The organism is Bacterioplanoides sp. (assembly GCF_965226395.1).
Taxonomy (GTDB): Bacteria; Pseudomonadota; Gammaproteobacteria; order Pseudomonadales; family Oceanobacteraceae; genus Bacterioplanoides.
In genome coordinates, this window is record NZ_OZ245358.1 from 2,901,121 (window position 1) to 2,925,502 (window position 24,382).

26 protein-coding genes and 1 tRNA gene are annotated in these 24,382 nt (G+C 48.0%); 9 read left to right on the forward strand and 18 right to left on the reverse strand.

Annotated elements, in window-relative coordinates; all coding sequences use genetic code 11:
• Positions 1-42: 42 nt before the first annotated feature.
• The 8 genes from ACO05E_RS13295 to ACO05E_RS13330 all read right to left on the reverse strand — a co-directional run bounded on the left by ACO05E_RS13295 (position 43) and on the right by ACO05E_RS13330 (position 7,283).
• Positions 43-119: transfer RNA gene (locus tag ACO05E_RS13295), tRNA-Met, on the reverse strand.
• 269 nt (positions 120-388) lie between these two features.
• Positions 389-760 carry a HesB/IscA family protein gene (locus ACO05E_RS13300; protein WP_419813426.1) on the reverse strand — a complete coding sequence of 124 codons (372 nt, stop codon included), beginning with the start codon at positions 758-760 and terminating at the stop codon, positions 389-391.
• A 20-nt stretch (positions 761-780) separates the two neighbouring features.
• A complete protein-coding gene (locus tag ACO05E_RS13305; protein WP_419813427.1) occupies positions 781-2,001 on the reverse strand; it encodes an aminotransferase class V-fold PLP-dependent enzyme in 1,221 nt (406 codons plus the stop codon).
• 46 nt (positions 2,002-2,047) lie between these two features.
• The gene (gene sufD, locus ACO05E_RS13310; RefSeq protein ID WP_419813428.1) at positions 2,048-3,364 is read right to left on the reverse strand and encodes a Fe-S cluster assembly protein SufD; all 1,317 of its coding nucleotides are present in this window, start codon (positions 3,362-3,364) and stop codon (positions 2,048-2,050) included.
• 10 nt (positions 3,365-3,374) lie between these two features.
• Entirely contained in the window at positions 3,375-4,124 is a 750-nt protein-coding gene (sufC, locus tag ACO05E_RS13315) for a Fe-S cluster assembly ATPase SufC (protein WP_419813429.1), read from the reverse strand.
• A 317-nt stretch (positions 4,125-4,441) separates the two neighbouring features.
• The gene (gene sufB, locus ACO05E_RS13320) at positions 4,442-5,950 is read right to left on the reverse strand and encodes a Fe-S cluster assembly protein SufB (protein WP_419813430.1); all 1,509 of its coding nucleotides are present in this window, start codon (positions 5,948-5,950) and stop codon (positions 4,442-4,444) included.
• A gap of 304 nt (positions 5,951-6,254) precedes the next feature.
• Positions 6,255-6,941 carry a TIGR04211 family SH3 domain-containing protein gene (locus tag ACO05E_RS13325; RefSeq protein WP_419813431.1) on the reverse strand — a complete coding sequence of 229 codons (687 nt, stop codon included), beginning with the start codon at positions 6,939-6,941 and terminating at the stop codon, positions 6,255-6,257.
• Positions 6,942-6,983: 42 nt separating this feature from the next.
• Positions 6,984-7,283 carry a YciI family protein gene (locus tag ACO05E_RS13330; protein ID WP_419813432.1) on the reverse strand — a complete coding sequence of 100 codons (300 nt, stop codon included), beginning with the start codon at positions 7,281-7,283 and terminating at the stop codon, positions 6,984-6,986.
• A gap of 152 nt (positions 7,284-7,435) precedes the next feature.
• On the opposite strand from ACO05E_RS13330, the gene ACO05E_RS13335 reads away from it, so the two are divergent.
• Positions 7,436-8,284, forward strand: coding sequence for a PHP domain-containing protein (locus tag ACO05E_RS13335; RefSeq protein WP_419813433.1), 849 nt, complete (start codon positions 7,436-7,438; stop codon positions 8,282-8,284).
• Positions 8,285-8,338: 54 nt separating this feature from the next.
• Positions 8,339-8,959 carry an L-threonylcarbamoyladenylate synthase gene (locus ACO05E_RS13340; RefSeq protein WP_255857261.1) on the forward strand — a complete coding sequence of 207 codons (621 nt, stop codon included), beginning with the start codon at positions 8,339-8,341 and terminating at the stop codon, positions 8,957-8,959.
• Positions 8,960-9,003: 44 nt separating this feature from the next.
• On the opposite strand, the gene ACO05E_RS13345 is transcribed toward ACO05E_RS13340, so the two are convergent.
• Both ACO05E_RS13345 and ACO05E_RS13350 read right to left on the reverse strand, forming a co-directional pair.
• A complete protein-coding gene (locus tag ACO05E_RS13345) occupies positions 9,004-9,273 on the reverse strand; it encodes a BrnA antitoxin family protein (RefSeq protein WP_419813434.1) in 270 nt (89 codons plus the stop codon).
• Positions 9,254-9,526, reverse strand: coding sequence for a BrnT family toxin (locus ACO05E_RS13350; protein ID WP_419813435.1), 273 nt, complete (start codon positions 9,524-9,526; stop codon positions 9,254-9,256). Before ACO05E_RS13350 ends, ACO05E_RS13345 begins: the two co-directional genes overlap by 20 nt.
• A gap of 183 nt (positions 9,527-9,709) precedes the next feature.
• On the opposite strand from ACO05E_RS13350, the gene trpS reads away from it, so the two are divergent.
• Entirely contained in the window at positions 9,710-10,729 is a 1,020-nt protein-coding gene (trpS, locus tag ACO05E_RS13355) for a tryptophan--tRNA ligase (protein WP_419813436.1), read from the forward strand.
• A gap of 72 nt (positions 10,730-10,801) precedes the next feature.
• On the opposite strand, the gene ACO05E_RS13360 is transcribed toward trpS, so the two are convergent.
• Positions 10,802-11,263, reverse strand: coding sequence for a hypothetical protein (locus ACO05E_RS13360; RefSeq protein ID WP_419813437.1), 462 nt, complete (start codon positions 11,261-11,263; stop codon positions 10,802-10,804).
• A gap of 281 nt (positions 11,264-11,544) precedes the next feature.
• Between ACO05E_RS13360 and ACO05E_RS13365 the strand changes: the two genes are divergently transcribed.
• A complete protein-coding gene (locus ACO05E_RS13365; RefSeq protein ID WP_419813438.1) occupies positions 11,545-11,739 on the forward strand; it encodes a hypothetical protein in 195 nt (64 codons plus the stop codon).
• A gap of 7 nt (positions 11,740-11,746) precedes the next feature.
• On the opposite strand, the gene ACO05E_RS13370 is transcribed toward ACO05E_RS13365, so the two are convergent.
• The 4 genes from ACO05E_RS13370 to ACO05E_RS13385 form a co-directional block, all read right to left on the reverse strand.
• The gene (locus tag ACO05E_RS13370; RefSeq protein WP_419813439.1) at positions 11,747-12,901 is read right to left on the reverse strand and encodes an alkane 1-monooxygenase; all 1,155 of its coding nucleotides are present in this window, start codon (positions 12,899-12,901) and stop codon (positions 11,747-11,749) included.
• Positions 12,902-13,060: 159 nt separating this feature from the next.
• Positions 13,061-13,945 (reverse strand): CsiV family protein, encoded by an 885-nt coding sequence (locus ACO05E_RS13375; protein WP_419813440.1) that lies wholly within the window; start codon positions 13,943-13,945, stop codon positions 13,061-13,063.
• Positions 13,942-17,412, reverse strand: a complete 3,471-nt coding sequence (gene mfd / locus ACO05E_RS13380; protein WP_419813441.1) for a transcription-repair coupling factor — start codon at positions 17,410-17,412, stop codon at positions 13,942-13,944. Before mfd ends, ACO05E_RS13375 begins: the two co-directional genes overlap by 4 nt.
• A gap of 132 nt (positions 17,413-17,544) precedes the next feature.
• Positions 17,545-17,745: a hypothetical protein gene (locus ACO05E_RS13385; protein WP_419813442.1), complete on the reverse strand. Its 201-nt coding sequence runs from the start codon at positions 17,743-17,745 to the stop codon at positions 17,545-17,547.
• Positions 17,746-18,166: 421 nt separating this feature from the next.
• Between ACO05E_RS13385 and ACO05E_RS13390 the strand changes: the two genes are divergently transcribed.
• The gene (locus ACO05E_RS13390) at positions 18,167-18,619 is read left to right on the forward strand and encodes a hypothetical protein (RefSeq protein WP_419813443.1); all 453 of its coding nucleotides are present in this window, start codon (positions 18,167-18,169) and stop codon (positions 18,617-18,619) included.
• Positions 18,620-18,634: 15 nt separating this feature from the next.
• On the opposite strand, the gene ACO05E_RS13395 is transcribed toward ACO05E_RS13390, so the two are convergent.
• Both ACO05E_RS13395 and ACO05E_RS13400 read right to left on the reverse strand, forming a co-directional pair.
• A complete protein-coding gene (locus tag ACO05E_RS13395) occupies positions 18,635-19,891 on the reverse strand; it encodes a saccharopine dehydrogenase family protein (RefSeq protein WP_419813444.1) in 1,257 nt (418 codons plus the stop codon).
• A 117-nt stretch (positions 19,892-20,008) separates the two neighbouring features.
• The gene (locus ACO05E_RS13400) at positions 20,009-20,593 is read right to left on the reverse strand and encodes a DJ-1/PfpI family protein (protein WP_419813445.1); all 585 of its coding nucleotides are present in this window, start codon (positions 20,591-20,593) and stop codon (positions 20,009-20,011) included.
• 131 nt (positions 20,594-20,724) lie between these two features.
• Here ACO05E_RS13400 and ACO05E_RS13405 point away from each other — a divergent pair, with 131 nt between their 5' ends.
• The 4 genes from ACO05E_RS13405 (at position 20,725) to arsH (ending at position 23,657) form a co-directional block, all read left to right on the forward strand.
• Positions 20,725-21,069 carry a metalloregulator ArsR/SmtB family transcription factor gene (locus ACO05E_RS13405; RefSeq protein ID WP_419813446.1) on the forward strand — a complete coding sequence of 115 codons (345 nt, stop codon included), beginning with the start codon at positions 20,725-20,727 and terminating at the stop codon, positions 21,067-21,069.
• A 173-nt stretch (positions 21,070-21,242) separates the two neighbouring features.
• Positions 21,243-21,734, forward strand: a complete 492-nt coding sequence (locus ACO05E_RS13410) for an arsenate reductase ArsC (RefSeq protein WP_419813447.1) — start codon at positions 21,243-21,245, stop codon at positions 21,732-21,734.
• Between the two features lie 4 nt (positions 21,735-21,738).
• Positions 21,739-22,758, forward strand: coding sequence for an ACR3 family arsenite efflux transporter (arsB, locus tag ACO05E_RS13415; protein ID WP_419813448.1), 1,020 nt, complete (start codon positions 21,739-21,741; stop codon positions 22,756-22,758).
• A 173-nt stretch (positions 22,759-22,931) separates the two neighbouring features.
• Positions 22,932-23,657 carry an arsenical resistance protein ArsH gene (gene arsH / locus ACO05E_RS13420; RefSeq protein WP_419813449.1) on the forward strand — a complete coding sequence of 242 codons (726 nt, stop codon included), beginning with the start codon at positions 22,932-22,934 and terminating at the stop codon, positions 23,655-23,657.
• 65 nt (positions 23,658-23,722) lie between these two features.
• Here arsH and ACO05E_RS13425 read toward each other — a convergent pair whose 3' ends face one another.
• The gene (locus tag ACO05E_RS13425) at positions 23,723-24,334 is read right to left on the reverse strand and encodes a DUF924 family protein (protein ID WP_419813450.1); all 612 of its coding nucleotides are present in this window, start codon (positions 24,332-24,334) and stop codon (positions 23,723-23,725) included.
• Between the last annotated feature and the right edge of the window lie 48 nt (positions 24,335-24,382).

Sequence of the window (24,382 nt, forward strand, 5' to 3'; positions counted from 1 at the left end):
AAAAGCCCGCTTAGTTTTCACTAAGCGGGCTTTTAAAATAAGTGGTAGCTATGACTGGACTTGAACCAGTGACCCCAGCATTATGAATGCTGTGCTCTAACCAGCTGAGCTACATAGCCACTTCACACATTGAGAAGAAAGATGATGACCTTGCCGTCTCAAGTGGCGCGTATTATGCCACGATCTTTGCTGTCGTCAATACTTTTTTCACTATGTTTTTCAATAAGTTAACCCGAACAGTCTTTCTTGTACTCCGGCTTGGGTGTACACAACAAAAAAGGCCGTATCTTCAGTGAGATACGGCCTTTGTTTGTATCTTGGGGGCCATCACTTGGGGCCTCAGCATTATGAATGCTGTGCTCTAAAGAGATGAGTAGCCTTCGATGCGCTACACCGAGAAAGACTCACCGCAGCCGCACAGGTCTTTGGCATTCGGGTTGTTGAACTTGATAGTAGAGTTCAGGCCTTCTTTGCTGAAGTCGATCTCAGTACCTTTCACAAAGTTAGCCGCATCGCCTGCGACATATAACGTCACATCATCGGCGGCCTGAATGGCAATATCGCCATCCTGGGCTGCTTCGACAAACTCAATATCGTATTTAAAGCCCGAGCAGCCACTCTTCTTCACACCCAGGCGGATGCCCGCCATCTCGGTGTTTTTCTCCAGTTGTTTGCGCACATGTTTGATGGCCGCATCAGTCATGCTGACTTGCGGCGCTTCTGCGCTAACACTGGCTGGATCGAAGGTTTCAATCGTCATCAGTATCTCCTCCTTTGATCTTACAATAAGAACATTTTGGCTTTTTCCAAGCCTTTAAACAGGGTTTCGACATCTTCTAAAGTGTTATAGAAGGTGTACGACGCACGCACCGTGCCGGGAATACAGAACTGATCCATAATCGGCATCGCGCAGTGATGGCCAGTACGTACCGCAATGCCTTGCTGATCGAGCAGGGTGCCAACATCCGCCGGGTGTGCGCCTTCCAGTAGAAAGCTGAACACACTGGCTTTGTTTGCCGCCGTACCAACGGCCTGAATACCCCCTAATTGCTCGGCCAGTTCTACCGAACGGACTAACAAGGTATCTTCATGAGCCGCCAGTGCCACACGATCTAAACCATTGAGGTATTCAATCGCCGCTGCCAAACCAATGGCTCCGGCGATGTTCGGCGTACCGGCTTCAAACTTGTATGGCAAGCTGTTGTAGGTGGTTTTGCCGAAACTGACGTGTTCGATCATTTCACCGCCACCCTGGTACGGCGGCATGGCGTTTAGCAATGCTTCTTTGCCGTATAGCACACCAATGCCAGTTGGGCCAAACAGTTTATGACCTGAGAAGGCATAAAAGTCGGCGTCTAGTGCTTGTACGTCGATGTCCCAGTGGGCCACCGCCTGAGCGCCGTCAAGCAGCACCTTGGCACCCACGGCATGGGCCTGCTCGATAATTTCTGCCACTGGGTTAATGGTGCCCAATGCATTAGATACATGAACAACAGACACAAATTTAACGCGTTCGTTCAGTAATTCGGCGAATGCGGCCATATCCAGTTCGCCCGCTGCCGATACCGGAATCGGGATTAGCTCGGCACCGGTTTGCTCGCACAACATCTGCCACGGCACGATATTGGAGTGATGCTCCATAGCCGTAACCAGAATCTGATCACCTGCTTTGAGGTTCTGGCGCGCCCAGGTATTGGCAACGATATTGATGGATTCCGTGGTGCCGCGAGTCCAGACAATTTCTTCCGCTTTGGCGGCATTTAAAAATGTTTGTACGGTTTTACGCGCATCTTCAAAACGCTGGGTCGCACGATCACTTAAGGTGTGTGCACCACGGTGAACATTGGAGTTATCCGTGCGGTAATAATCGCTGATGGCATCAATCACGGCTTGTGGCTTGTGAGTGGTGGCACCATTGTCGAGATACACCAGTGGTTTGCCGTTTACTTCCTGATGAAGTGCCGGAAAATCGTTGCGAATCTGGTTAATCAGGTCGGTCATGCTTGTTACCTGTCTCTTTTTCTACTGCGCGTATCAAACGAGCGCATTAAGCAATATGGCGGGTCAGTGATTGCTCACGACCAAAACGATGCGCCAGGATCGGACGTAAATAGTTGCCAATGGCTTCGTCCGGCAATGCTTCTAATAATTCGTTAATAAAACCAAAGCTCAGCATCACTTCGGCTTCGCGCTTGGAAATACCACGGCTTTGCATATAAAACAGCGCTTTTTCTTCCAACTGAGCGACGGTGGCACCGTGGGCGCACTGGACGTCGTCGGCGTAAATTTCCAGCTCAGGCTTGGTATTAATTTCCGCTTCGTTGGTGAGCAGCAGGTTTTTGTTGCTCATTTCCGCCAGTGTTTTTTGCGCATCCGGGTGAATATGAATACGGCCATTAAATACCGCTTTGGCGTTGTCGTTCATAATGCCGCGGAACACTTCGTTAGTTGTGCAACGTGGCACCTTGTGTTCAATGCAGGTGTGGAAATCCACCAGTTGTTTATTTTGAGGAACATAGACGCCGCTCATTTCCACATGAGAGCCACCACCGTTGTGGTTAACCACCACATCGTTACGGGTCAGCTTGCTGCCCAGACCTAAATGGAATGAGTGATATTGGGCATCGCGATCCAGATCAACATGGGTTGAGCCAATATGCAGAGCATCTTCCTGAGACATATTCAGGCGATAGTGTTGCAGCTTAGCGTTAGCGCCAATAGCCACTTCCGTCACGGCGTTGGTGAAGTTGTTTTGCTCAGCATCGGATGAGGCATAATGCTCAACTAAGGTGGCATTTGCGCCTTGCTCAACCACAACTAATAAGCGGGCATTCACGCTGAAGTTATCGGCTTGCTTGGTGGTTAACCAGCTCACCTGAATGGCTTGCTCTTGCTGAACGTTTTTACCAATGTGCAGTAACACACCGTCGGTTAATTGCGCGTTATTCAGCTCGTTAAATAAATGACGATTCTGACCAGCCACAATGCGGTCGAGTTTTTCTGCAATTAACGTTTTTTGCTCGTCGTTGGCCTGGCTGAATAAGGTCAGATTTTCCAGCGCTTCGTTGCTGGACAATTCTTTCGACAGTTGACCATTTACAAACACTAAGCGATGGCTGCCCAAGGCTGGGATTGTCGCCAGGCCATCTAAACCTGCAGCACTATGAGAGCTGGTAACACCGCCGTAGACGCCTTCGGTTAAATGACGCAGCGAGGTGTATTTCCAGGCTTCATGTTTGCGGTTTGGAATCACTGCTTGTTCAAACGCAGCACGACCGGCTGCATTTAATTCTGCAAAGGCGCTGCCGTTTTGGTTAATGGTGTCGGTCAGTGCGAGCTGGTGAGCTTGAAATTGTTCAGACATTTTCTGCTCCTTATTGGCCAGCTTCTTCTAACCAGCCGTAGCCTTTTTCTTCCAGCTCCAGCGCTAATTCTTTACCGCCAGACTTCACGATTTTACCGCCGGCCAGAACGTGAACGTAGTCCGGCACAATGTAGTCCAGCAGGCGCTGATAGTGAGTCACAACAATAAAGCTACGGTTTTCATCGCGCATGGAGTTAACGCCTTCGGCAACCACTTGCAGGGCATCAATATCTAAGCCAGAGTCTGTTTCATCCAGAATGCACAGTTGCGGCTCTAACAGCATCATCTGCATTAATTCGTTACGCTTTTTCTCACCACCGGAGAAACCTTCGCTCACGCCACGCTTCAGGAAGCTTTGGTCCAGGTTGACGGCTTTGCATTTTTCACGTGCCAGTTTTAAAAACTGAACGCTGTCTAATGGCTCTTTGCCCTGGTGTTCGCGCACGGCATCAACCGACGCTTTTAAAAATTCTAAGTTGGAAACACCCGGAATTTCGACCGGGTATTGGAACGCCAGGAATAAACCTTCACGTGCACGTTCTTCCGGATCCATATCCAGAATATCGGTGCCGTTTAACTCTGCACTGCCGCCGGTTACTTCATAACCTTCACGGCCTGCTAATACATTACCCAGGGTACTTTTACCCGCACCGTTCGGGCCCATGATGGCATGAACTTCACCGGGTTTAATGTCCAGGTTCAGACCTTTAAGGATGTCTTTTTCTTCAACTTTGGCTTGCAGGTTTTTGATGCTAATCATGGCGTTTTCCAAAATTTTTAATTCGTTTCTATAAGCGTTTTTTCGGCTTATTAGCAGGAGCTTGGTTGTTGTCTTCGGCGGGCCTTGGCGGCATGGATGCCGCGAACGAGCCTATTGATGGCGTTCCGCAGAAGATAACAGCCAAGCTCCGTGTTGTTTCTTTTTAAAACGTAGAATTTTTTGCTAAATCGCTAAGCAATGGCATTGTTCCTTGAGACACGCTGTAAATACATCCCTGTACGCTCTCTGATTTCATCCCTGAAATCAAAGGTCTCAAAAAACAACGCCATTACTCAGCGATGGCGTTTTCTAATAAATCAGCCCACAGAGCCTTCCAGCGACACTTCCAGTAATTTGCCGGCTTCTACGGCAAATTCCATCGGCAGCTCTTTAAATACCTCTTTACAGAAACCATTCACAATCATAGAAACGGCTTTCTCGGTATCAATACCACGCTGCTGACACAGGAATAGCTGATCGTCACTCACGGTTGATGTGGTTGCTTCGTGCTCAACCACCGCCGACGGGTGTTTGCTTTCGATATACGGGAAGGTGTGAGCGCCACATTTGTCACCAATTAACAGCGAATCACACTGGGTGAAGTTACGTGCGCCATCGGCATTCGGGCCCATACGAACCAAGCCACGATACGCGTTCTGGCTTTTGCCTGCCGAGATACCTTTGGAGATGATTGTTGAGCTGGTGTTTTTGCCCAGATGGATCATCTTGGTGCCGGTATCGGCTTGCTGATAGTTGTTCGTTAACGCAACTGAGTAAAACTCACCAACAGCGTTGTCGCCTTTTAAAATACAGCTTGGGTATTTCCAGGTTACCGCAGAACCGGTTTCGACCTGAGTCCAGGAAACCTTAGCGTTGGTATGAGCGACCGCACGCTTGGTTACAAAGTTGTAGATACCACCTTTACCTTCGGCATCACCCGGATACCAGTTCTGTACGGTGGAGTATTTAATCTCGGCGTCGTCCAGTGCCACCAGTTCAACCACGGCAGCGTGTAACTGGTTTTCGTCACGCATGGGTGCGGTACAGCCTTCCAGATAAGAAACGTGGGAACCTTCGTCGGCAACAATTAGTGTACGCTCAAACTGACCGGTTTTGGCTTCGTTAATACGGAAGTAAGTCGACAGTTCCATTGGGCAACGCACGCCTTTTGGGATGTAGACAAACGAACCATCGGAGAACACGGCGGAGTTCAGCGCGGAGTAGAAGTTATCACGCTGTGGTACAACAGTGCCCAGGTACTTCTTCACCAGTTCCGGATGCTCGTGCACGGCTTCCGACAGTGGCATAAAGATCACGCCTGCTTCAGCCAGGGTTTCACGGAAGGTGGTGGCAACAGAGACGGAGTCGAATACCGCATCAACGGCAACACCGGCCAGCGCCATTTGTTCGTGCAGTGGGATGCCCAGTTTCTCGTACGTTCTCAGCAGCTCTGGATCAACTTCGTCCAGCGACTTGGGCTTATCTTCCATGCTCTTTGGCGCAGAGTAATAAGACAGCGCCTGGAAATTGGGCTTCTCGTAATTAACGTGGGCCCAATCCGGCTCTTCCATTTCCTGCCAGGCACGGAAGGCTTTTAAACGCCACTCGGTCAGCCACTCAGGTTCGCCTTTTTTGGCGGAAATCCAGCGTACAACGTCTTCATTCAGGCCCGGAGCAATGGTCTCCGATTCGACATCCGTAACAAAACCCGCTTCGTATTCGCGGTCAATACGGTTACCGATCTCGGCATCTTTACCGGTTAACTCAACGGTAGCTGATGCCGCTTCAACGGGTTCAAGCGTGGTTGTTTCTGCACTGCTGCTCATAGCTGTGGTTCTCCCAGTGACAGGTGATCTGTCGTTGCACGGTGTTGCAAACGTTACTGCCAGAGCATCCTGCATTGGCTTATTTAATCCTGAGCATTTTACTCGGGTTTTGCATCTCTGCCAAGAATCTATACCAGTTTGGTATGCTTTCCTGAGCGGGCGCGAATTTTACCAAAATGAGTGAAATATGACCAATTGAGACAGGTTCTTATTTGGAAGGTTCTAATATGTGCTCATGAGGCACAAAAAAAGCAGCCGAAGCTGCTTTTTTGAACAGGCTTAAATGCTAAGCCCAACTGCTGTGTTAGGCCCAGCCTCCGCCATTGCGCTTGCCGCCGCGGATCGAAGGCAGTAACAATCCAAGAACGATACCACCAATCACCAGGCCGCCACCATAAATCAGATACGTTTGCTGGCGATCATCGCGCAGCTGAGCGTTCTCTGCGGTGAGTGCTTCGACCTGAATCTCCAGCTCCTGATTACGCTTTGTCAGCTTTTTGCTTTTTTCATCCAGCGCCAATGCATTAGAAGAAATGGTTTTAATGCGATCCAGTTCTTTTTCCAGTTTATCCTGGCTGCGGCTTAAACCTGAACGGTCGCCTTTAAGCCCTTCTACCTGAGCTTCCAACTCTGCTTTTTGGGTTTTGGTGGTTTCCAGCTCCGCCTTCAGTTTTTCCATTTCGCGGTTGGCCAGAATCAGCTTTTCTTTGGCGATGGGCTCATTAACCAGAAAGCGGGTTAATACCCAGCCTTCCAGGCCCTTATCAGTCTTAACCCGGGTGTAGCCTTTTTCAGCATCTTCTTCGATAAAAATCAGATGCTCACCACTTTTTAGCGCTTTGAGAATACGAAACTCAGAGCTTGGGCCGCTGCGTAACTGTAACCACAGGCTGTCGGCGACATAGCGTTTTTCAACCGCGGCATAGGTGTTTGCAGAGAATGTTGTTAAGGCAAACAGCAGTGTGGTAGCGGTTAACAAAAATTTGTTCACAATGATTTCCTTGCTTTGACTTATTATTGGAGTGTAACGGAATTACGGCAGTACTTTTTTGAACGGCTTAACAATTACTTGCTGATAAACGCCAGCGGCTACATATGGGTCTGCGTCAGCCCAGCTCTGTGCGCTTTCCAGTGAATCGAACTCGGCAACCACCAAACTACCACTAAAACCGGCTTCGCCTGGGTCATTGCTGTCAATCGCCGGATGTGGCCCGGCAATCAGTAAACGGCCGGCATCTTTTAATGCGGTCAGGCGCTCAAGATGAGCGGGGCGTGCGCTCATGCGCTTTTCTAAACTGTTTTCAATATCCTGACTGATGATGGCATACCACATGTGACTACTGCTCCTGAATTTCACGGTCGCTTAAATGACTGGCTGGATTTACAATGAGAAGCATTATGTCGTAAGCCGCTTTCTTAAGCCAATACGCTCAGTCACAAACATGAGCCTAATCAAATATGGGCTCAGCAAACAGGGGTGTCCACGTGACCTCAGAATTTGACCTGCATTGCCATACCACCGCTTCCGACGGCAAGCTTGATCCGGCCGATCTGGTGCTGCGTGCCTGTGAGCGGGGTGTCAGAACGTTAGCCATTACTGACCATGATACCGTGGATGGTTATCGTCAGGCTTTGCCGGTGGCACAACAACAAGGGTTGCGTCTGATTCCCGGGATTGAGTTGTCGACGGTGTGGGGAGGCATCAATGTTCATATTGTTGGTCTGAATTTTGATCCTGATAGTGAGGCCATGCGAGAAGCTGAACGTGATCAGCTCGAAGCCCGTAAGCAACGCTCTGTGATTATTGCCGACAAGCTATCGAAAAAACTGAAACACGAAATCCTTCTCGAAGATGTTCAGGCTTTGGCCGGTGGAGCAGAAGGCAGTGAGTTGGTTGGCCGTCCACACTTTGCTCAGCATTTAATTAATGAAGGCTTAGTACCGGATATGGCCACTGCCTTTAAAAAGTATCTGGGAGCAGGAAAGGCCGGGGATGTGAAAGCGAGCTGGCCGGAAACCGAACAGGCGGTGAAGTGGATTGTGGCCGCAGGCGGTACGGCGGTGATGGCACACGCACATATGTACAAGATGACCCGAACCAAGCTGCGTGCCTGCATGGATGACTTTGTTGATGCTGGTGGCGGTGCCATTGAAGTGGCTTATGGGCTGATGGATCGTGATCAGCAAGGGCAGATGTGCAGCATTGCCAAAGATTATGGCTTAAAAGGCTCCTGTGGCAGTGATTTTCATGGGCCCAATAAATTTGGCCTGGATTTAGGGGTCATGCCTCAATTTCCACAAGACATCGAACCTGTGTGGTCCGATTGGAATTAAATTTTTTCGTTATGCAGGCAAATAAGCACTGGGCATAACGTATTGGAGTAATTAATGAGTCAGTTTTTCCAGATTCACCCGGAAAACCCACAACCACGCCTGATTAAACAAGCGGCTGAAATTCTGCGCAGTGGGGGTATCGCTGTCATCCCGACCGATTGTGCCTACGCACTGGCCTGCCGGATTGGTGATAAAAACGCGACCGAAAAGGTACGGCGCTTACGCCAGCTGGATAAACATCATAACTTCACGCTGATTTGCCGGGATTTATCCGAGTTATCGGATTTTGCCAAAGTCGATAACACGCAATACCGATTATTAAAATCCCATACGCCGGGAGCTTATACTTTTATTCTCGAAGCAACTCGTCAGGTGCCACGCCTGTTGATGCATCCGAAAAAACGCACCATTGGCATCCGGGTGCCAGATAATCAGATTGCGATGGATTTAGCGGCAGAAATGAACGAGCCTCTGATGACTACGTCTTTGATTATGCCGGGTGATGATATGCCAATGTCTGACCCATACGATATTCGCCAGCAGTTGGAACATGAACTGGACTTGGTGATTGATGGCGGTTATTGCGGCTTTGAAGCCACCACCGTCATTGATATGACGGATGAAGTACCTGAGTTGCTGCGCCAAGGTGTTGGTGACGCATCGGCGTTTGTTTAAATCTGAGTGCATTTGATTGATAATGAGCCAGTAGCCATTGGTTACTAGCTCGTATGATGCTCTGCCAGCCAGTCTTTTAATGCATTATCAATGCGGGTTTGCCAACCTGGGCCTGCTTCTTTAAAGGCTGTTAAGACATCTTCTGATAAGCGAATACTGATTTGTTTTTTTACGGGCGATTTTTGTTTACCCCGAACGCCTAAAGACTTTTTCAGTGATTGAGGAAGCACCTCATGCGCGGGCTTAAACATGTGTAAGTCTTCCGCTTCTAATTCTCGAACTTCTCCATTTGCATCAATGAGTGGCTTTTTCATAATATTTTACCTCTCTGTTATTGGCTTTGCGTAGGCTGATAACACGAATGCCGTGATCTATTTCTGTAAATACCAAAACGTGTAAGCGGGATTTGATAAAGCCCAGTGCTATGTAACGAACTTCTCCATAATCATGCCGCAAGTCCTGTTTGATTAATGCATTATTAAAGTCAAAGAGCAGCGCCTCTCTGAAATCAATGCCTCGCGAGGTTATATTCCTCTGGTTTTTGACCCCATCAAACTCAACCTTCATCTCAATTCCCTTTGGGATGATCTTAGTCATCTGTAAGTTATGTTAGCTTACTTAAATTGTATATACAAAAAAATGCTTAAGTGTTTACTGGGAAACGATCACGTCTAGGTCTGTATGCCGCTTGTTGAAACAGGTATCATACCGCGCTTTATCTTTGACCATGTTTTTATCGAGTCCGTTTCCATGAGCAAGCAGCGCGTTCTTACCGGCATTACCACCACTGGCACACCGCATCTGGGCAACTATGTGGGTGCGATTCGCCCCGCGATTCGTGCCAGTCAGAGTGAGGATGTTGAGTCTTTCTTTTTCCTGGCCGATTACCATGCCCTGATTAAGTGTCAGGATCCAAAGCTGGTACACCAATCAACCACGGAAATTGCTGCGACCTGGCTGGCACTGGGCTTAGATACCGACAACACCATGTTCTACCGCCAGTCGGATATTCGTGAGATCCCGGAACTGACCTGGATGCTGAACTGCATTTGTGCCAAAGGCCTGATGAACCGTGCTCACGCCTACAAAGGCGCGGTTGATGCAAACCTGGCTGAAAACGAGGATGCTGATAAAGCCATTACCATGGGTCTGTTCAGCTACCCGGTATTAATGGCGGCCGATATTCTGATGTTTGGTGCTCACAAAGTGCCAGTGGGTAAAGATCAGATTCAACACGTGGAAATGGCACGTGATATGGCGCAGCGTTTTAACCATATTTATTCCAGCAAAAAGAACCCGCTGTTAACCCTGCCGCAATATGTTGTGGATGACGATGTTGCCATTCTGCAAGGTCTCGATGGCCGTAAAATGAGTAAGAGCTATGGCAATACCATTCCTCTGTTCCTGACTGAAAAACAACTGCAGAAACACATCAACAAAATCAAGACCAACCTGCTGGAGCCGGGTGAAGCAAAAGATCCGGATACCTCCACGGTATTCCAGATCTGGCAAGCCTTCGCTAACGAAGAGCAGGTTGCTGAGATGCGTGAAGATTTTGCCAACGGCATTGGCTGGGGTGACGCGAAGAAAAAGCTGCTTGCTTTAATTAATGCTGAAATTGGTGAAGCACGCGAAACCTATAATGAGCTGCTGACTCGTCCGCAGGATATCGAAGCGGAACTGCAAAAAGGCGCTGAAAAAGCTCGCAAGCTAAGCGCCCCTCTGATGGAGCAGGTGCGCGAAGCCGTGGGTATTTTTGGTTTGAAGTAAAAATTTGATAATAAGAGGAGCTATTGCTTCGTAAAATTTAAAAAGCCGATCCTGATGATCGGCTTTTTTACTTTAGTAGGCACCACGCCAATCATCCGTAGATGAAAATGCTACTGAAGAGGGTGAAACATATGTAGAATCTGTATAGTTTGATTTGCAAACTTTACAGCTCCAGTAGCCTTCTCCATTTCCTTGTAATCGTATTAGCTTTTTATTGTCATCAAAACACTTTTGGCAAAAAGGACCATTCTGATCAGTTTTTTCTCCTAGCCAGTAGTATGGGGAATCCCAAATCATTTTTGATTCGGTATTCAAACGACTTTCAAGATCTGAAATCTGGTTTTGCTTTTCTAATATTTCAGTTTGTATATTAGCTATCTCAATCTTTGCATCTGCAAGGGAGCTGATTAGCTCGGCTAGCTTGAGTTTAAGCTCAGCATCTTGTAGTGATAACTCGCTATTTTTAATTAATTTAGCAAGATCAGTTGCCGTTTTTATACTTCCAAGAGCTGTTGATATAGACGTTATATCCATTATTGATACTCCTGTGTCTCGTCATAGATTGTATGAACGATACAATATCATCAATGTTGTGATTCTTGAAAATATCGGATCAAGTTATTGAAACTAGATCGTTTATTTACACCCTTAACAAAACACTGGTCTCGTAAAGATTTCAGCATTTTTACTAAGCTCTCGTCCTCATTTAGCTGGTGAGCTGGCAGGCGAATGGTCATTGATGATGTCGGTATTACCGGGGCAGATGATGTTTCATATTATCACCCGGAGAGGATTCTGGCTGGTATTGAGTGATCGTGAGCCGGTTTGGCTGTCGGCCGGGTGGTGAAACAATTATCAGCAATCTGGCCGATATTATTGTTATCCAGCAGCATAAACAGATACCGCTGATCACTCTAGCGCAAGAGCTGGGTTACAGCTCAGAAGCGGCGTTCAGCCGCGCCTTTAAGCGCGTAATGGAAGTGATAACCCGGTATCAGAAGATCGCTTAAGCCCTGTTTAATGTAGCTGGTAGTGCAGCATTAATTGCTGCTTTTTTTGTGGATCAAAATTAATTCGCTTGCCGTCATGCTTAACAAAAGCCAATAGCCGTTTATCCATTACCCGTCGCCATAGTGGCGGAATTATAGAAATAAACATCATCAATGGATAACCAGCTGGTAACAAAGGCACTTGCTGATGATCTCGTAAAATCTGATATTCTCGCGTTGCATTAGCATGATGATCTGAATGCCGCTGTAATTGTAGTGTCAGATAATTACTGAATTTATTATTGCAGTTCCATGAGTGCTGAGGCTGACATTTTTCATAGCGGCCATTTTCTTTCTTTTGTCTTAATAAGCCGTAGTGTTCCAGATAATTTGCCATCGTTAATTGAAAATACCCCATTGCACAGGCGGCAATTAAAAAGGGTAGTGTGGACCAACCAAAACTGGCGATCATTACCCCGTGTATGACCAGAGTAATCATTGCAGTTTGTAGAATATCGTTTTTCCAACTCCAGAAGTTAAGTCCCAAACGTTGCAAGCGAAGCGTCTCAAGTTGCATTGCCCGTTTAAAGGTTCCGGGAAGTTCACGTCGGGCAAACTGGTAAATATTTTCTCCCATGCGGGATGACGCTGGGTCTTCTGGTGTGGATACATGGACATGGTGACCACGGTTATGTTCTATATGGAAATGACAATAACCGAACATCGCGATGGAGGCTTTTGCGCCCCAGCGCAGTAAAGGAGTAGTGCGATGCCCCAGTTCATGGCTCACACAAAAGACGCCGGCAAACATAGCACCCAAACCAATCAGAGCGCCCAGCTGGTGATACCAGGGCAAAGAAATAGCGACATAAGTAACGGCAGCAAACGCCAGCCAATATAATGGAATAACGGCAAGCAACAGAGCGTTATAAAACCCATTGTTTTGTAACTGCTGTTGTTGCTCGCTATTGGGGTTAATCGTATCTTTGCCTGTCAGCAGATCCAGCAGAGCAATGCCAAAATAGAAAATAGCCAGCATTCCCCAGAATATAAAACCATGGCTGGTTTGATAAACATACCAGGCTGTTGCTAATGGCAAACACGGCCCAATAATTGTGGCCAGGTAATAATATTTTTTACGCTCGAACCAGCTGCCGTCAGCTTCTGTCGTCGGGTCAGACATATAGATTACCTCAGTTGTTTTATTGTTATTATGAGAGTCTGTGAACACACTCAGAGCATTTGAGCGTGTTCACAGATCACATGAACAATAGACCCGGACTGAAGTGAAAGATAGGTCGATAATTGCCACTTATGGCTGCTAACGGACCCTTGGGGCTGCTTATTGGTTATCCTCAAGCGGAGCAATATCCGCTTCGGTTTCAATCGGTATCACTTTAACCACCATGCCCAGCATTGGGTGATCAATATAGTGCAGCTCATTACTGCGCATACGTCGGCTTTGTTGAATATGAGCAGAACGAATCGGGATAATTTTCTGCTCAGTTAAAGACAGTGACTCCTGTGAATACAGCTCTTCGCGATAATCCGTCTGTGCTGACTGCGACGAGGGCAAGTTCAGGGCGGCCAGTTCCGGCGACTCTTCCAACTGATAATGCTGTACGGTTAAGTCGCTGTTAATGTGCAGATAACGGCTGACGTAAAGTTGTAATGTGCCGCGCAGCTGTATGGTAAACGGGCCGCTCAGTTCAACATCAATAGGGTGCTGAATAGCATGCTTTTCATCCTGAATCGGCTCTACCCAGGCTTGATGCCAGATCACCTGCATATCGCGGCGGCGGTTAATTTTTTCTGCTTTATCAGCAAACAGTTTATGTTCCAACGGAGTGAGTGCGGTGGGCAAGCTGGCGGTTGGTACCTGTGAGAAGTCAAACTCAGCCAGTGCTTTGGTTTCTTTTGTGCTGGTGCTGTTTGTCCACCAGTTGTAGTGATCTTCTGCGTCAGCGTATTGCTGATAGACCTCGGCGCTGGGTGGCTGAGTATTGATAGCATCCGGCCAGAGTTCGTTGTCAATGGTTTCTTCATTCTGATAAGCGACCAGCATCACTTCGACACGGTACCAGGGAGCGGCCTTTAAGCTGCTGGCCTGAACTGGCATAGCAACAGCCAGGCTACACACTAAACCAAAAAATAAGCCACAAACAGCGGTCAATAAAGCGCGGTGTGAGTGTGTGCACAAACGATTCAATACAGAAAAAATACTCACGAATTAGGGTCCTTTTGTAGCTCGGTCACCACCTGATCGATGATATTAAAGCGTTGGTCGATGGTTCGCATATTAAAGAAAAAGCGCAAGGTGTGCCCACCTTCGAGCTTGTAACTGGCGGGTTGGGTTTGTACCAGTTTGACCAGTGTGAATGGGTCGATCTGTGTTTCGGCGGCAAACTCAATACGGCCGGATTCTTCGGCGGCATCCAGTTTGGCAATGCCGAGCGGGGTTAACTTTAATTTTAATCCGGTTTGGCGGAATAAATTTTTCACCGCGTCGGGTAGTAACCCAAAGCGGTCAATCATTTCGATTTGTAAGTCTTTTAATTCAGCTTCGTCACGCGCGCTGGCAATTCGTTTATACAAGGTTAAACGGCCATTTACATCGAGCAAATAATCGGCCGGAATTAAGGCCGGAACGTGTAGGTTAACTTCAGTGCCTTGGTTCAGCACCAGATCATCACCCGGTTGTTTGCCGGATTTAATGGCATTAACCGCTTGTTCCAGCATTTCCATATACAAGGTAAAACCAATGGTTTCGATCTGGCCGCTTTGTTCGTCACCCAATAATTCACCGGCACCACGGATCTCAAGGTCGTGGGTGGCCAGCATAAAGCCTGCGCCCAGATCCTGAGCAGAAGAAATCGCCTCCAGGCGTTTCTCGGCATCTTTGGTCATGGTTTTTGGTGGCGGCGTTAATAAGTAGGCATAAGCCTGGTGATGGGAACGACCCACACGGCCACGTAATTGGTGCAACTGAGCTAAACCAAATTTATCGGCACGCTCGATAATCATGGTGTTGGCGGATGGAATATCAATACCGGTTTCGACGATGGTGGTACACACCAGTACGTTGGCGCGTTTATGGTAGAAGTCGCTCATCACGCCTTCTAATTCGCGCTCGGTCATCTGGCCATGAGCAAAGGCAATACGTGCTTCGGGAATTTTTTCACCCAGTTCGCGCGCCACCTTCTCAATGCTTTTTACTTCGTTGTGCAGGTAATACACCTGACCACCACGTAAAATTTCCCGCAGAATGGCTTCTTTAATGGTGGCATCGTCGTGTTGGCGAATAAAGGTTTTAACACTTAAACGCTTAGCTGGTGGCGTGGCAATAATGGATAAATCACGAATGCTGGCCATGGCCATATTCAGCGTACGCGGAATCGGGGTGGCGGTGAGGGTAAGAATATCGACGTTGGAACGCAGTGATTTAATGCGCTCTTTTTGTGTCACACCAAAACGGTGTTCTTCGTCGATAATTAATAATCCCAGCTGGTCAAACTTCACATCTTTTTGCAGCAATTTATGGGTGCCGACCACGATGTCAGTTTGGCCTTCTAACATTTTATCCAGCGAGGCCTGAGTTTCTTTCGCCGATTTAAAGCGTGATAACACATCTACTTTTACTGGCCATTCGGCAAAGCGGTCAGCAAAGTTTTGATAATGCTGTTGCGCCAGCAAGGTGGTCGGCACTAATACCGCTACTTGTTTACCACTTTGTACTGCCATAAACGCCGCGCGCATGGCCACTTCGGTTTTACCAAAGCCCACATCACCACAAACCAAGCGATCCATGGGTCGCTTGGCGGTCATGTCGCCAATCACGGCTTCAATAGCGGCTTGTTGATCAGGAGTTTCCTCAAATGGGAAGCCAGCAGAGAAGCGCGCGTAGTCGTCATCGGGTTTATCAAATGCAAAGCCTTTTTTCGCTTCACGGCGAGCATAAATATCCAGCAGTTCCGCTGCGGTATCACGAATTTTTTCCGCCGCTTTACGCTTCGCCGCTGCCCATTTTTCGCTGCCTAATTTATTTAATGGTGCCGTGCTTTCATCACCGCCGCCATAACGAGAAATTAAATGCAGCGATGACACCGGAACGTATAATTTAGATCCGGTGGCGTATTCCAACATTAAAAACTCGTTGACCTGACCGCCTGCGTCCAGCGTCTCTAGCCCTAAATAACGGCCAACCCCATGATCCAGATGCACCACCGGAGAGCCCGGTTGTAATTCGGATAAATCGCGGATCATTAAATCCGCATCCGTCGTCTTTTTACTACGACGGCGGCGTTGCTGAATCCGCTGACCGAATAATTCATTTTCGGTGATGATCACCAGTTGATCGCTGGTCAGCTGAACACTGCGCTCAAGCGGGCCGATAATAATGCCAGGAATATTGTCGCTGCTTGATAATGTCAGAAACTCACCCCAGCTCTCCACTTCTTGCGGGCGAATATCAATACGGCGTAATAAATCTTTTAAAGCTTCACGACGGCCTGCGGATTCGGCACAAAATAAAACCCGCTGCTGTTGGCCTTGATCCTGCAGCCAGGTTTGTAAGCGCTGTGAGGGTTGCTCCAGACGGGAATCAACACTGATATCGACCATCGCTTCCGTGGCATAAGCAGTTGCTCCGGCACGGCTGGGCAGTTCATTGTCGTGCCATTGAGCACGGGGATACTGATTTAAGCGGCTGAAGAGCTGATCGGCGGCCAGGAATAAATGGCTTGGAGCCAGAATTGGACGCTGAATATCGTAGCGGCGACTTTCGTAACGCTCTTCCACATCGTTGCGGAAATGATCAACGGAGGTCTCTAATTCGCTATCGTGAATGACCAGGGTATTTTTCGGTAGATGATCGAAAAAATCGCCTAAATCATCTTCAAAAAACAGCGGTAAGTAATATTCGATACCGGCCGGAGCAATGCCACCGGCAATGTCGGTATACAATGGGCACTGTTTGCCGTCTTGTTCAAAAAAGTCGTACCAGCGACCTTTAAAAGTACGAATTGCGCTGGTATTTAGCGGGAATTCCCGGGCGGGCAAAATACGGATCGAATCGACTTTATCGACGGTGCGTTGGCTATCCGGCTCGAAGGTGCGCAAGGTTTCGATTTCATCGTCGAATAACTCAATACGAAACGGCATCTCCTGACCCATCGGGAAGATGTCCATAATGGCACCACGCACGGCAAACTCACCGTGCTCATACACGGTATCGACGCAGTGATAGCCTGCTGCTTCGAGTTTTAGCCGGGTGGCAGCGACATCAAAATTCGCCCCGACATCCAGCGCAAAACTCTGGCCCTGATAGAAGTGCGCAGGTGGCAGGCGATGCAACAGTGTGCTGATCGGCAGAATTAACACGCCTTGTTTTAAGTCGCTGAGCTGGCTCAGCGTAGCAATCCGCTGGGAGACAATATCCTGATGCGGAGAAAACACGTCGTAAGGCAGGATTTCCCAATCCGGGAAGTGCAGTACCGGAAGTTGGCTGGCAAAGAAGCGGATTTCTTCTTCTAAGCGCAACGCCGTGTTCGGATCTTTGGTAACAACTAAGGTCAGGCCTTTCTGCTGGCTGGCCGCATTGGCAATGGCAAGCGCCTGGCTGGCTCCGTGCAGGTTCCCCCAAAAACGGCGTTCTGCGGCCTTACTCGGGCAATCGGGCTGTAACGGGCTGACCATGCACTGACTCCATAGGGTTACCAAACCATTGTGCTAGCAAACAATAGCGGTATCAAAAAGCGAATAAAAACAGCGCGCTAGTGTATCTAAATGGGAAGGGAAAGTTGAGGGCGAAAGGAAAAGAAGCGTGGTTTATTCAGGCGAGAAGCCACAAGACGACGCATGTATGCCTAATGCACCGACCTGAGGTAATTCATCCAGCGTGATATCAATATGCTGAATGGCCGGTGGTGGTACCAGACCGGAGTAGGTTGCTAGGCAGACGCAGGAGAGCATCATCACCAAACCTGCGACAACAACGGCCGGGGCTACTTTGTGGAGGTTATACGACATATTTAACTGCATTACGTCTTAGTTTTTCTGATTATGTGGTGAGGTCGTTAAATAACCTAGCTCATCAGTCAGGAATTGAACAGTAATAAATTGATAAAGCGTTAAGATGTCAGGAATGTGACCTGAATAGATGTCTAACTTGCTGATTTTGTTAATTTTTGTGACTCGTTGTTTAGTTTTTAGACAAATTGCTGACGAAATTTCAGGCACTGTTTTTGACGCTTTGATGGAAGTATTCTGGCCGCGCAGAGGGTTACTTTGTTGGTGTGTATGGAACAAACGGTCAAAAAATGTAGGTTTTTTGTCGTTCAGGGATATTCACCTTTCTATGATTAGGCTACTATCCGCCTGAAACGTTTTATGTCAGCAACTGATGGCTGGCAACAGGATAAGTATAATGAAATGGATAGCACTCTTTTCTATGATCGCACTGATCGGGTGTTTCGATACCTCGGTTGGCTCTCCTCCTGAGGCAAACTCTGACAAAACCACACCGGTGCTGCGTTCTGACGTCGCTTCGCTGGCTTCTGAACGCAATAGTGGTAAGCGTTTAGGCAATTTTATCCCGGCCAACCGGTTTGAGCAGTGGAAAGCTGAAGCAGCGGTTAATTTTTTCCGTGCCTTAGCAGAGAAAGATTATGCTTTGGCCTCATCTTATTCAACCCAGCCACAGCTGATTCTGGATCTGGAGCAGGAAGCTGATCTGCCATTGGCTATTTCGACCAAAGCGCTAGATGTGATCGACGTGGTGGATAATGGCGTGACCATCCGTTTTTTGCTGGCGGATGACACGCCCCGTGAACTGACCCTGTTTGTTCAGCAGCAACCACAGGGCTTTCTGGTTGACTGGCTGAAAACTTTACAGGGGCAGTAGTATTTCAGGTTTTTTTTACTCCAAAACCTCAAAGGTCAGGCCGGCATGATCCTGAAGCCGTTGAATATAGCGTTCGTCAAAGATGGATGCCGGTGTCCAGAAGCCGCCTTTTTTACCTTTTTTGCGGGTACCGTTATGAAAATCCAGTGCCAGACTGACGGCGGCCTGACCTAAAATCTTAGCGGTGGAGCCGTAGCCCGGGTCCCGGTCGCCGGTTACCCGGGTTGTGATGGAGTGGCCGTCGTCTGAATAGCCCTGAAAACGAATATCATAAAAACCGTCCAGTTGTTGCTGCGGCGTTGGGCCTTCACCGGGTTTGGGTAGCAGGTAGTTCTCCAGCAACCAGCGTGTGGGCTTGATCGCTGCGGCCACCATAAAGGCGGCTAATCCGCTAACAATCGCAATGGCAGTCATCCGGCCTTTAAAATCGCTGCTGGTTAACATGGCCTCATCGTAAATAAATGACTCGCCATAAGCCTTGTCACGTAAGGCGTTAGAGCGGTGTACCACCCGGGTATTGATAGCCGCCATGATAAAAGGCGCGCTCCAGCTGTTGAAATCTTTATCGAACACGGCACCTTTGACGTTAGGCTGTCGAACATAAAAGCCAGCGTCTGATGGGCTGATTGAATACGGGTTAGCCAGTTCTTTGCGCAACGCCGGGTTGGCAATGGCTTCTTTGGTAAGATGAATAATGCTGGCGATGGTGCCGCCAGACATACCACCTTTGGCCGCTTTAACCCGCATTTTAATACGCTCAACCATCGATCCCAGTGACTGCTCGGCGTGTTGTTGCAGAAAATACACCCCCATATCCGATGGCACAGAGTCAAAACCGCAGCAATGAACGATGCGCGCGCCAGATTCCCGGGCGCTGTCTTCGTACTTATCCAGCATCCGTTTAATCCACTGGTTTTCACCGGTTAAATCGCAATAATCAATGCCATTTTCAGCGCAGACTTTTACTAACGGTTCGCCATAAAGTGCATAAGGGCCAACAGTGGAGACGATCACCTTGGTTTTGCTGGTTAACTCTTTTAACTGGCTTTCGTTGTCGGCATCGGCCAGCAAAATGGGCAGATCATTGGTGTGCTCTTTCAGGAATGGGGTCAAAGTATCGCGCACGGCGTGCAGTTTACGCTCGCTGCGACCGGCGATGGCCCAGTGCAGCTCACCACCGATACCGAAGGTTTCTGCCAGATAACGGGTCAGAATTTCACCAACAAAACTGGTGGCACCAAATACAATTAAGTCGAACTTTTTTGCAGGCATGGTTATTTCCATTGAATTGTTTTTATTGCAATAACGGCAAGTTAGCAGTGTTTATTTCGCTTATTAAGGGCCAATGATGCCGTTTAAAAGCAACTGCAGAAGACAATGACCGCTCTGTCAGTTGCTCTCTTTACGCCAATCAAATTCCATCTGTCGGGCTGTTTTTTCGGCCAGAGTCAGGTTGGTTAAACGTTCAACCAGATGCAGGCTCATATCAATACCAGCCGAGATACCGCCAGAAGAAATAATTTTTCCCTGATCAACCCAGCGACGGCCATCAACCACAGTCAGACCCGGGTAGTTCTGCTGCAGTTCACCGATATCTTCCCAGTGGGTGGTGACCGTCTGATTCGTGACTACTCCGGCTTCGGCCAGAATAAAAACTCCCGTGCATACTGAAGCAACATAAGTGGTATTGGCCGCTGTATTGGCTACCCAGGAGATGACTTCCGGTTTGGTCAGCACTTCGGTATGGACACCACCGACAACAATCAGCACATCAATATCCGGATGGTTTTGAAAACTGTAATGTGGAACGACGCTCAGGCCGCCCCGGGCGTTGATTGTTTGTGCTTGTTCGGCTACCAGAAAGACATTAAAGGGGGTAGGCGTTGCCAGGCGATTGGCGGTGGAAAACACTTCAAACGGGCCTGCGAAGTCCAGTACTTCGGCCTGGTCGTAGATAAAAATCCCAACATTCATACGGCATTCTCTTATTAACTTCCGCGGAATTGGCGGTCAGCTTAAAGCAGATGAGTTGTTTTTGCTTGAATATATGAAAAAACGTATATATGATTTTTCATATATTATGATTAAGACGTTGAGAGAGCAAAGTGCAACCGCAAGTTCTGTTTAAGTGTATGAGTGAAGAGACACGCCTGTCGTTATTGTTGCTGTTGGAGCAGCATGGCGAGTTGTGTGTGTGTGAGCTGACAGAAGCACTGCAGTTAAGCCAACCCAAAGTTTCTCGTCATTTGGCTCAGTTGCGCGAATGTGAGCTGGTGGTTGGAGAGAAGCGTGGCCAGTGGGTGCATTATTCGTTACATCCACAATTATGTGGCTGGGCGCAAGAACTGATTGCTCATACGCTGAAGCATAATGCTGAGTTTCTTGCCGATATTAATCAACGTTTATGTAAGGTCAGTCCGCTGCGTGCGGAGGAAACTGATTGTTGTTAAACCGCCAGTGTGAACAGCATTAGCGGCATTAGAGCAGAAAAACTCAGATTCTTTTTTAAAGCAGCAACAGGATGTTGCGTGCACGTCGCAGGCACATGGATGTGCCTTACGACGTGTGCGACTAAAAAGAATGTGTGGTTTTCTGATGTAATGAATCTGAAGAGATCAAGCTCGTGAAATTACTATTTATCTGCACCCATAATCGCTGCCGCAGTATTCTGGCAGAAGCCATCACCCGAGATGTGATCGCGAAAGAAAACTCCGATTGGCAAGTCCGCAGTGCAGGCAGCCAGCCAGCCGGTGTGGTCTATCCGGGTACATTAAATTTCCTGCAGCAGCAGGGAATCAGTACCGAGGGTTTACAAAGCCAGAGCTGGGATGAGTTTGAAGATTACTTTTCTGATTCCGAAAGCGGCCCGGTGATTGCAATTACTGTATGTGATAGCGCAGCGGGCGAAACCTGCCCGGTCTGGTTTGGTAAAGGCATCAAAGCACATTGGGGTTTACCAGACCCTTCCAAATTAGAAGACGAAGCAGAGCAAGCGGCACTATTTAAAAAGGTTGCTGCGACTTTAACAACGCGTATTCAGACTTTATTAACCACTGATATTAAAGACGATGCACAACTGCGTCAGTTATTAACCGATTTGAGCGAAGTGGGCTGATACCATGGGTATTTTTGAACGTTATTTATCCGTCTGGATTGCTGCTGGCATTATTGGTGGCGTGGCTGCTGGTCTGATTATTCCGGACTTATTTACAGCCATTGCGGGCTACGAGTTTGCACACGTTAATCTGGTTGTTGCGGTATTAATCTGGCTGATGATTTACCCCATGATGGTACAGGTTGATTTCTCAGCAATTAAAGATGTGGGTAAAAAACCGCAAGGACTGGTGCTGACGCTGGTAATTAACTGGCTGATCAAACCTTTCTCGATGGCGGCGATTGGCTGGTTATTTTTTCACGGCTTATTTGCGGATTGGGTTGATCCACAAACGGCCAGCGAATATATCGCCGGTATGATTTTATTAGGTGTTGCGCCTTGTACGGCGATGGTCTTTGTCTGGAGTCAGCTGACTAAGGGCGATGCTAACTACACCTTGGTTCAGGTGTCGGTTAACGACATTATTATGATCTTTGCTTTTGCACCAATTACCGCCTTTTTGCTCAGCGTTACCGATGTAGAAGTGCCGTGGGAAACCTTGCTGTTATCCGTTGTTTTGTACGTTGTACTACCGCTGGTTGCTGGTGCAGTAACGCGCAAATTGTTAGAAAGCAAACATGAAGTACATGCGATTGAGCACTTCACCAGTAAGTTAAAACCCTGGTCGATTATTGGCTTAATCAGTACGGTGGTGATTCTGTTTGGTTTACAGGCACCAACGATTGTCGAAAAACCACAGGACATTGTGCTAATTGCTATTCCGCTGATGATTCAGACCTACGGTATTTTCTTTATCGCCTATTTTGCCGCACTGAAAATGAAGCTGGCTCATAACATTGCGGCACCGGCTTGTATGATTGGTACCAGCAACTTTTTTGAACTGGCCGTTGCGGTTGCGATTTCTTTATTTGGTTTGCACTCCGGTGCCGCTTTGGCAACCGTGGTGGGAGTGCTGGTGGAAGTACCCGTGATGTTATCGTTGGTATGGTTTGCTAATCGTACGCGTGGTTGGTTCGCCAGTTAAGGATTATTCAAAACTGACTAGATCAAGATGATAAGTAGCTTACTTGATCTTTCAGCCGCACCCATCACAAGGCGCATCCCTGCGCCTGTTATGGGCACGCAACATCCTTGTTGCTGCTATTGAAAGTTCAACCAAGCTGCTTATCTAATTCTGAAGTTGATGAAAAAATTGTTATGACAGATTTAAATAACCAAGAACCAGCTAATTTAGTCGAAGACTGTTTTCAGGTTCCGACACCAGAAAATGTATTCGCAGATTCCGCGAGCGAACATAAACCTCGTATCTTGCTGTTATATGGTTCCCTGCGTGAACGTTCTTTCTCGCGTTTAGTCGTGGAAGAAAGCGCTCGTATTTTAGAAAAAATGGGCGCAGAAACCCGTATTTTTAATCCATCTGGTTTGCCTCTGCCTGACGACGCCGATGTTGAACATGAAAAAGTTCAGGAACTGCGTGATCTGGTGCAGTGGAGCGAAGGCATGGTGTGGTGTTCTCCGGAGCGTCATGGCTCTATGACGGGTATTATGAAATCTCAGATTGACTGGATTCCGCTATCGCTGGGCGCGGTACGCCCGACTCAGGGTAAAACTCTGGCGGTGATGCAGGTGTGCGGCGGCTCACAATCGTTTAATGTGGTCAATCAATTGCGGGTGTTAGGACGCTGGATGCGCATGTTAACCATCCCAAATCAGTCTTCGGTAGCTAAAGCCTGGGCGGAGTTTGATGATAACGATCGTATGAAACCTTCCGGTTATTACGATCGTATTGTCGATGTTCTGGAAGAGTTGATGAAGTTCACCTATCTGGTGCGTGACCGCAGTGATTATCTGGTAGACCGTTACTCTGAGCGCAAAGAAAGCGCTGAAGAACTGATGAAGCGAGTTAATCAACGCTCGATTTAAGTGGTTTGTTTCAGTCGTGTAGTTAAGGCGAGTAGTTAAGACATGTTTGAGCTTCCGGGCCAGGTTTAAAACCCTGACCCCGGTTGTTTTAAAAACTCTGTTTCTTCCTCGCTGCTTTCCCGGCCAAGAATGGCATTGCGGTGGGGAAAATGCCCAAAGCGATCAATAATCACTTGATGCTTTTGCGCAAACTGCACAAAGTTTTCGGCAGTGTCCTGAAACGAGTCCGGTGCATCGGCTTTAAGCTGCTGGAATTTATTCAGACATAACGCCTGCATTTGTGGGCTTTCGGCGTGCTCCAGCGGCATATAAAAGAATACCCGCTCGATGGGGCGTAACTGTTTATCCTGATCCAGTCGCAGTCCTTCAAGGCACCAGTGCAGGGCCAGACTGTCCTGAGTGAAGGATAACGCGCTGTTGCGGTACATATTGCGACTGAACTGATCCAACACAATAATCGCAGCCAATCGTCCGTGGGCATCCTGTAGCCAGTGGCTGTGTTCTCCGCGTAACAGTGCTTTGAGGGTTGGTTCAAAACGCTGGCGAATAGTGACATCGGTATGTGGGTCTTTTTTCCACCATAACGCCGTTTGCTGCTGGTTAATTTCAAGATCGCTGAGTTGCTGCTCGCCTTGCGCTGCATCAAACCAGAAGTTGAGAATATTGTCTTTGTCCATTTCTTCTCTGCCGTTAATCAGGTTGCTGCGATACTATACGTCCATCTG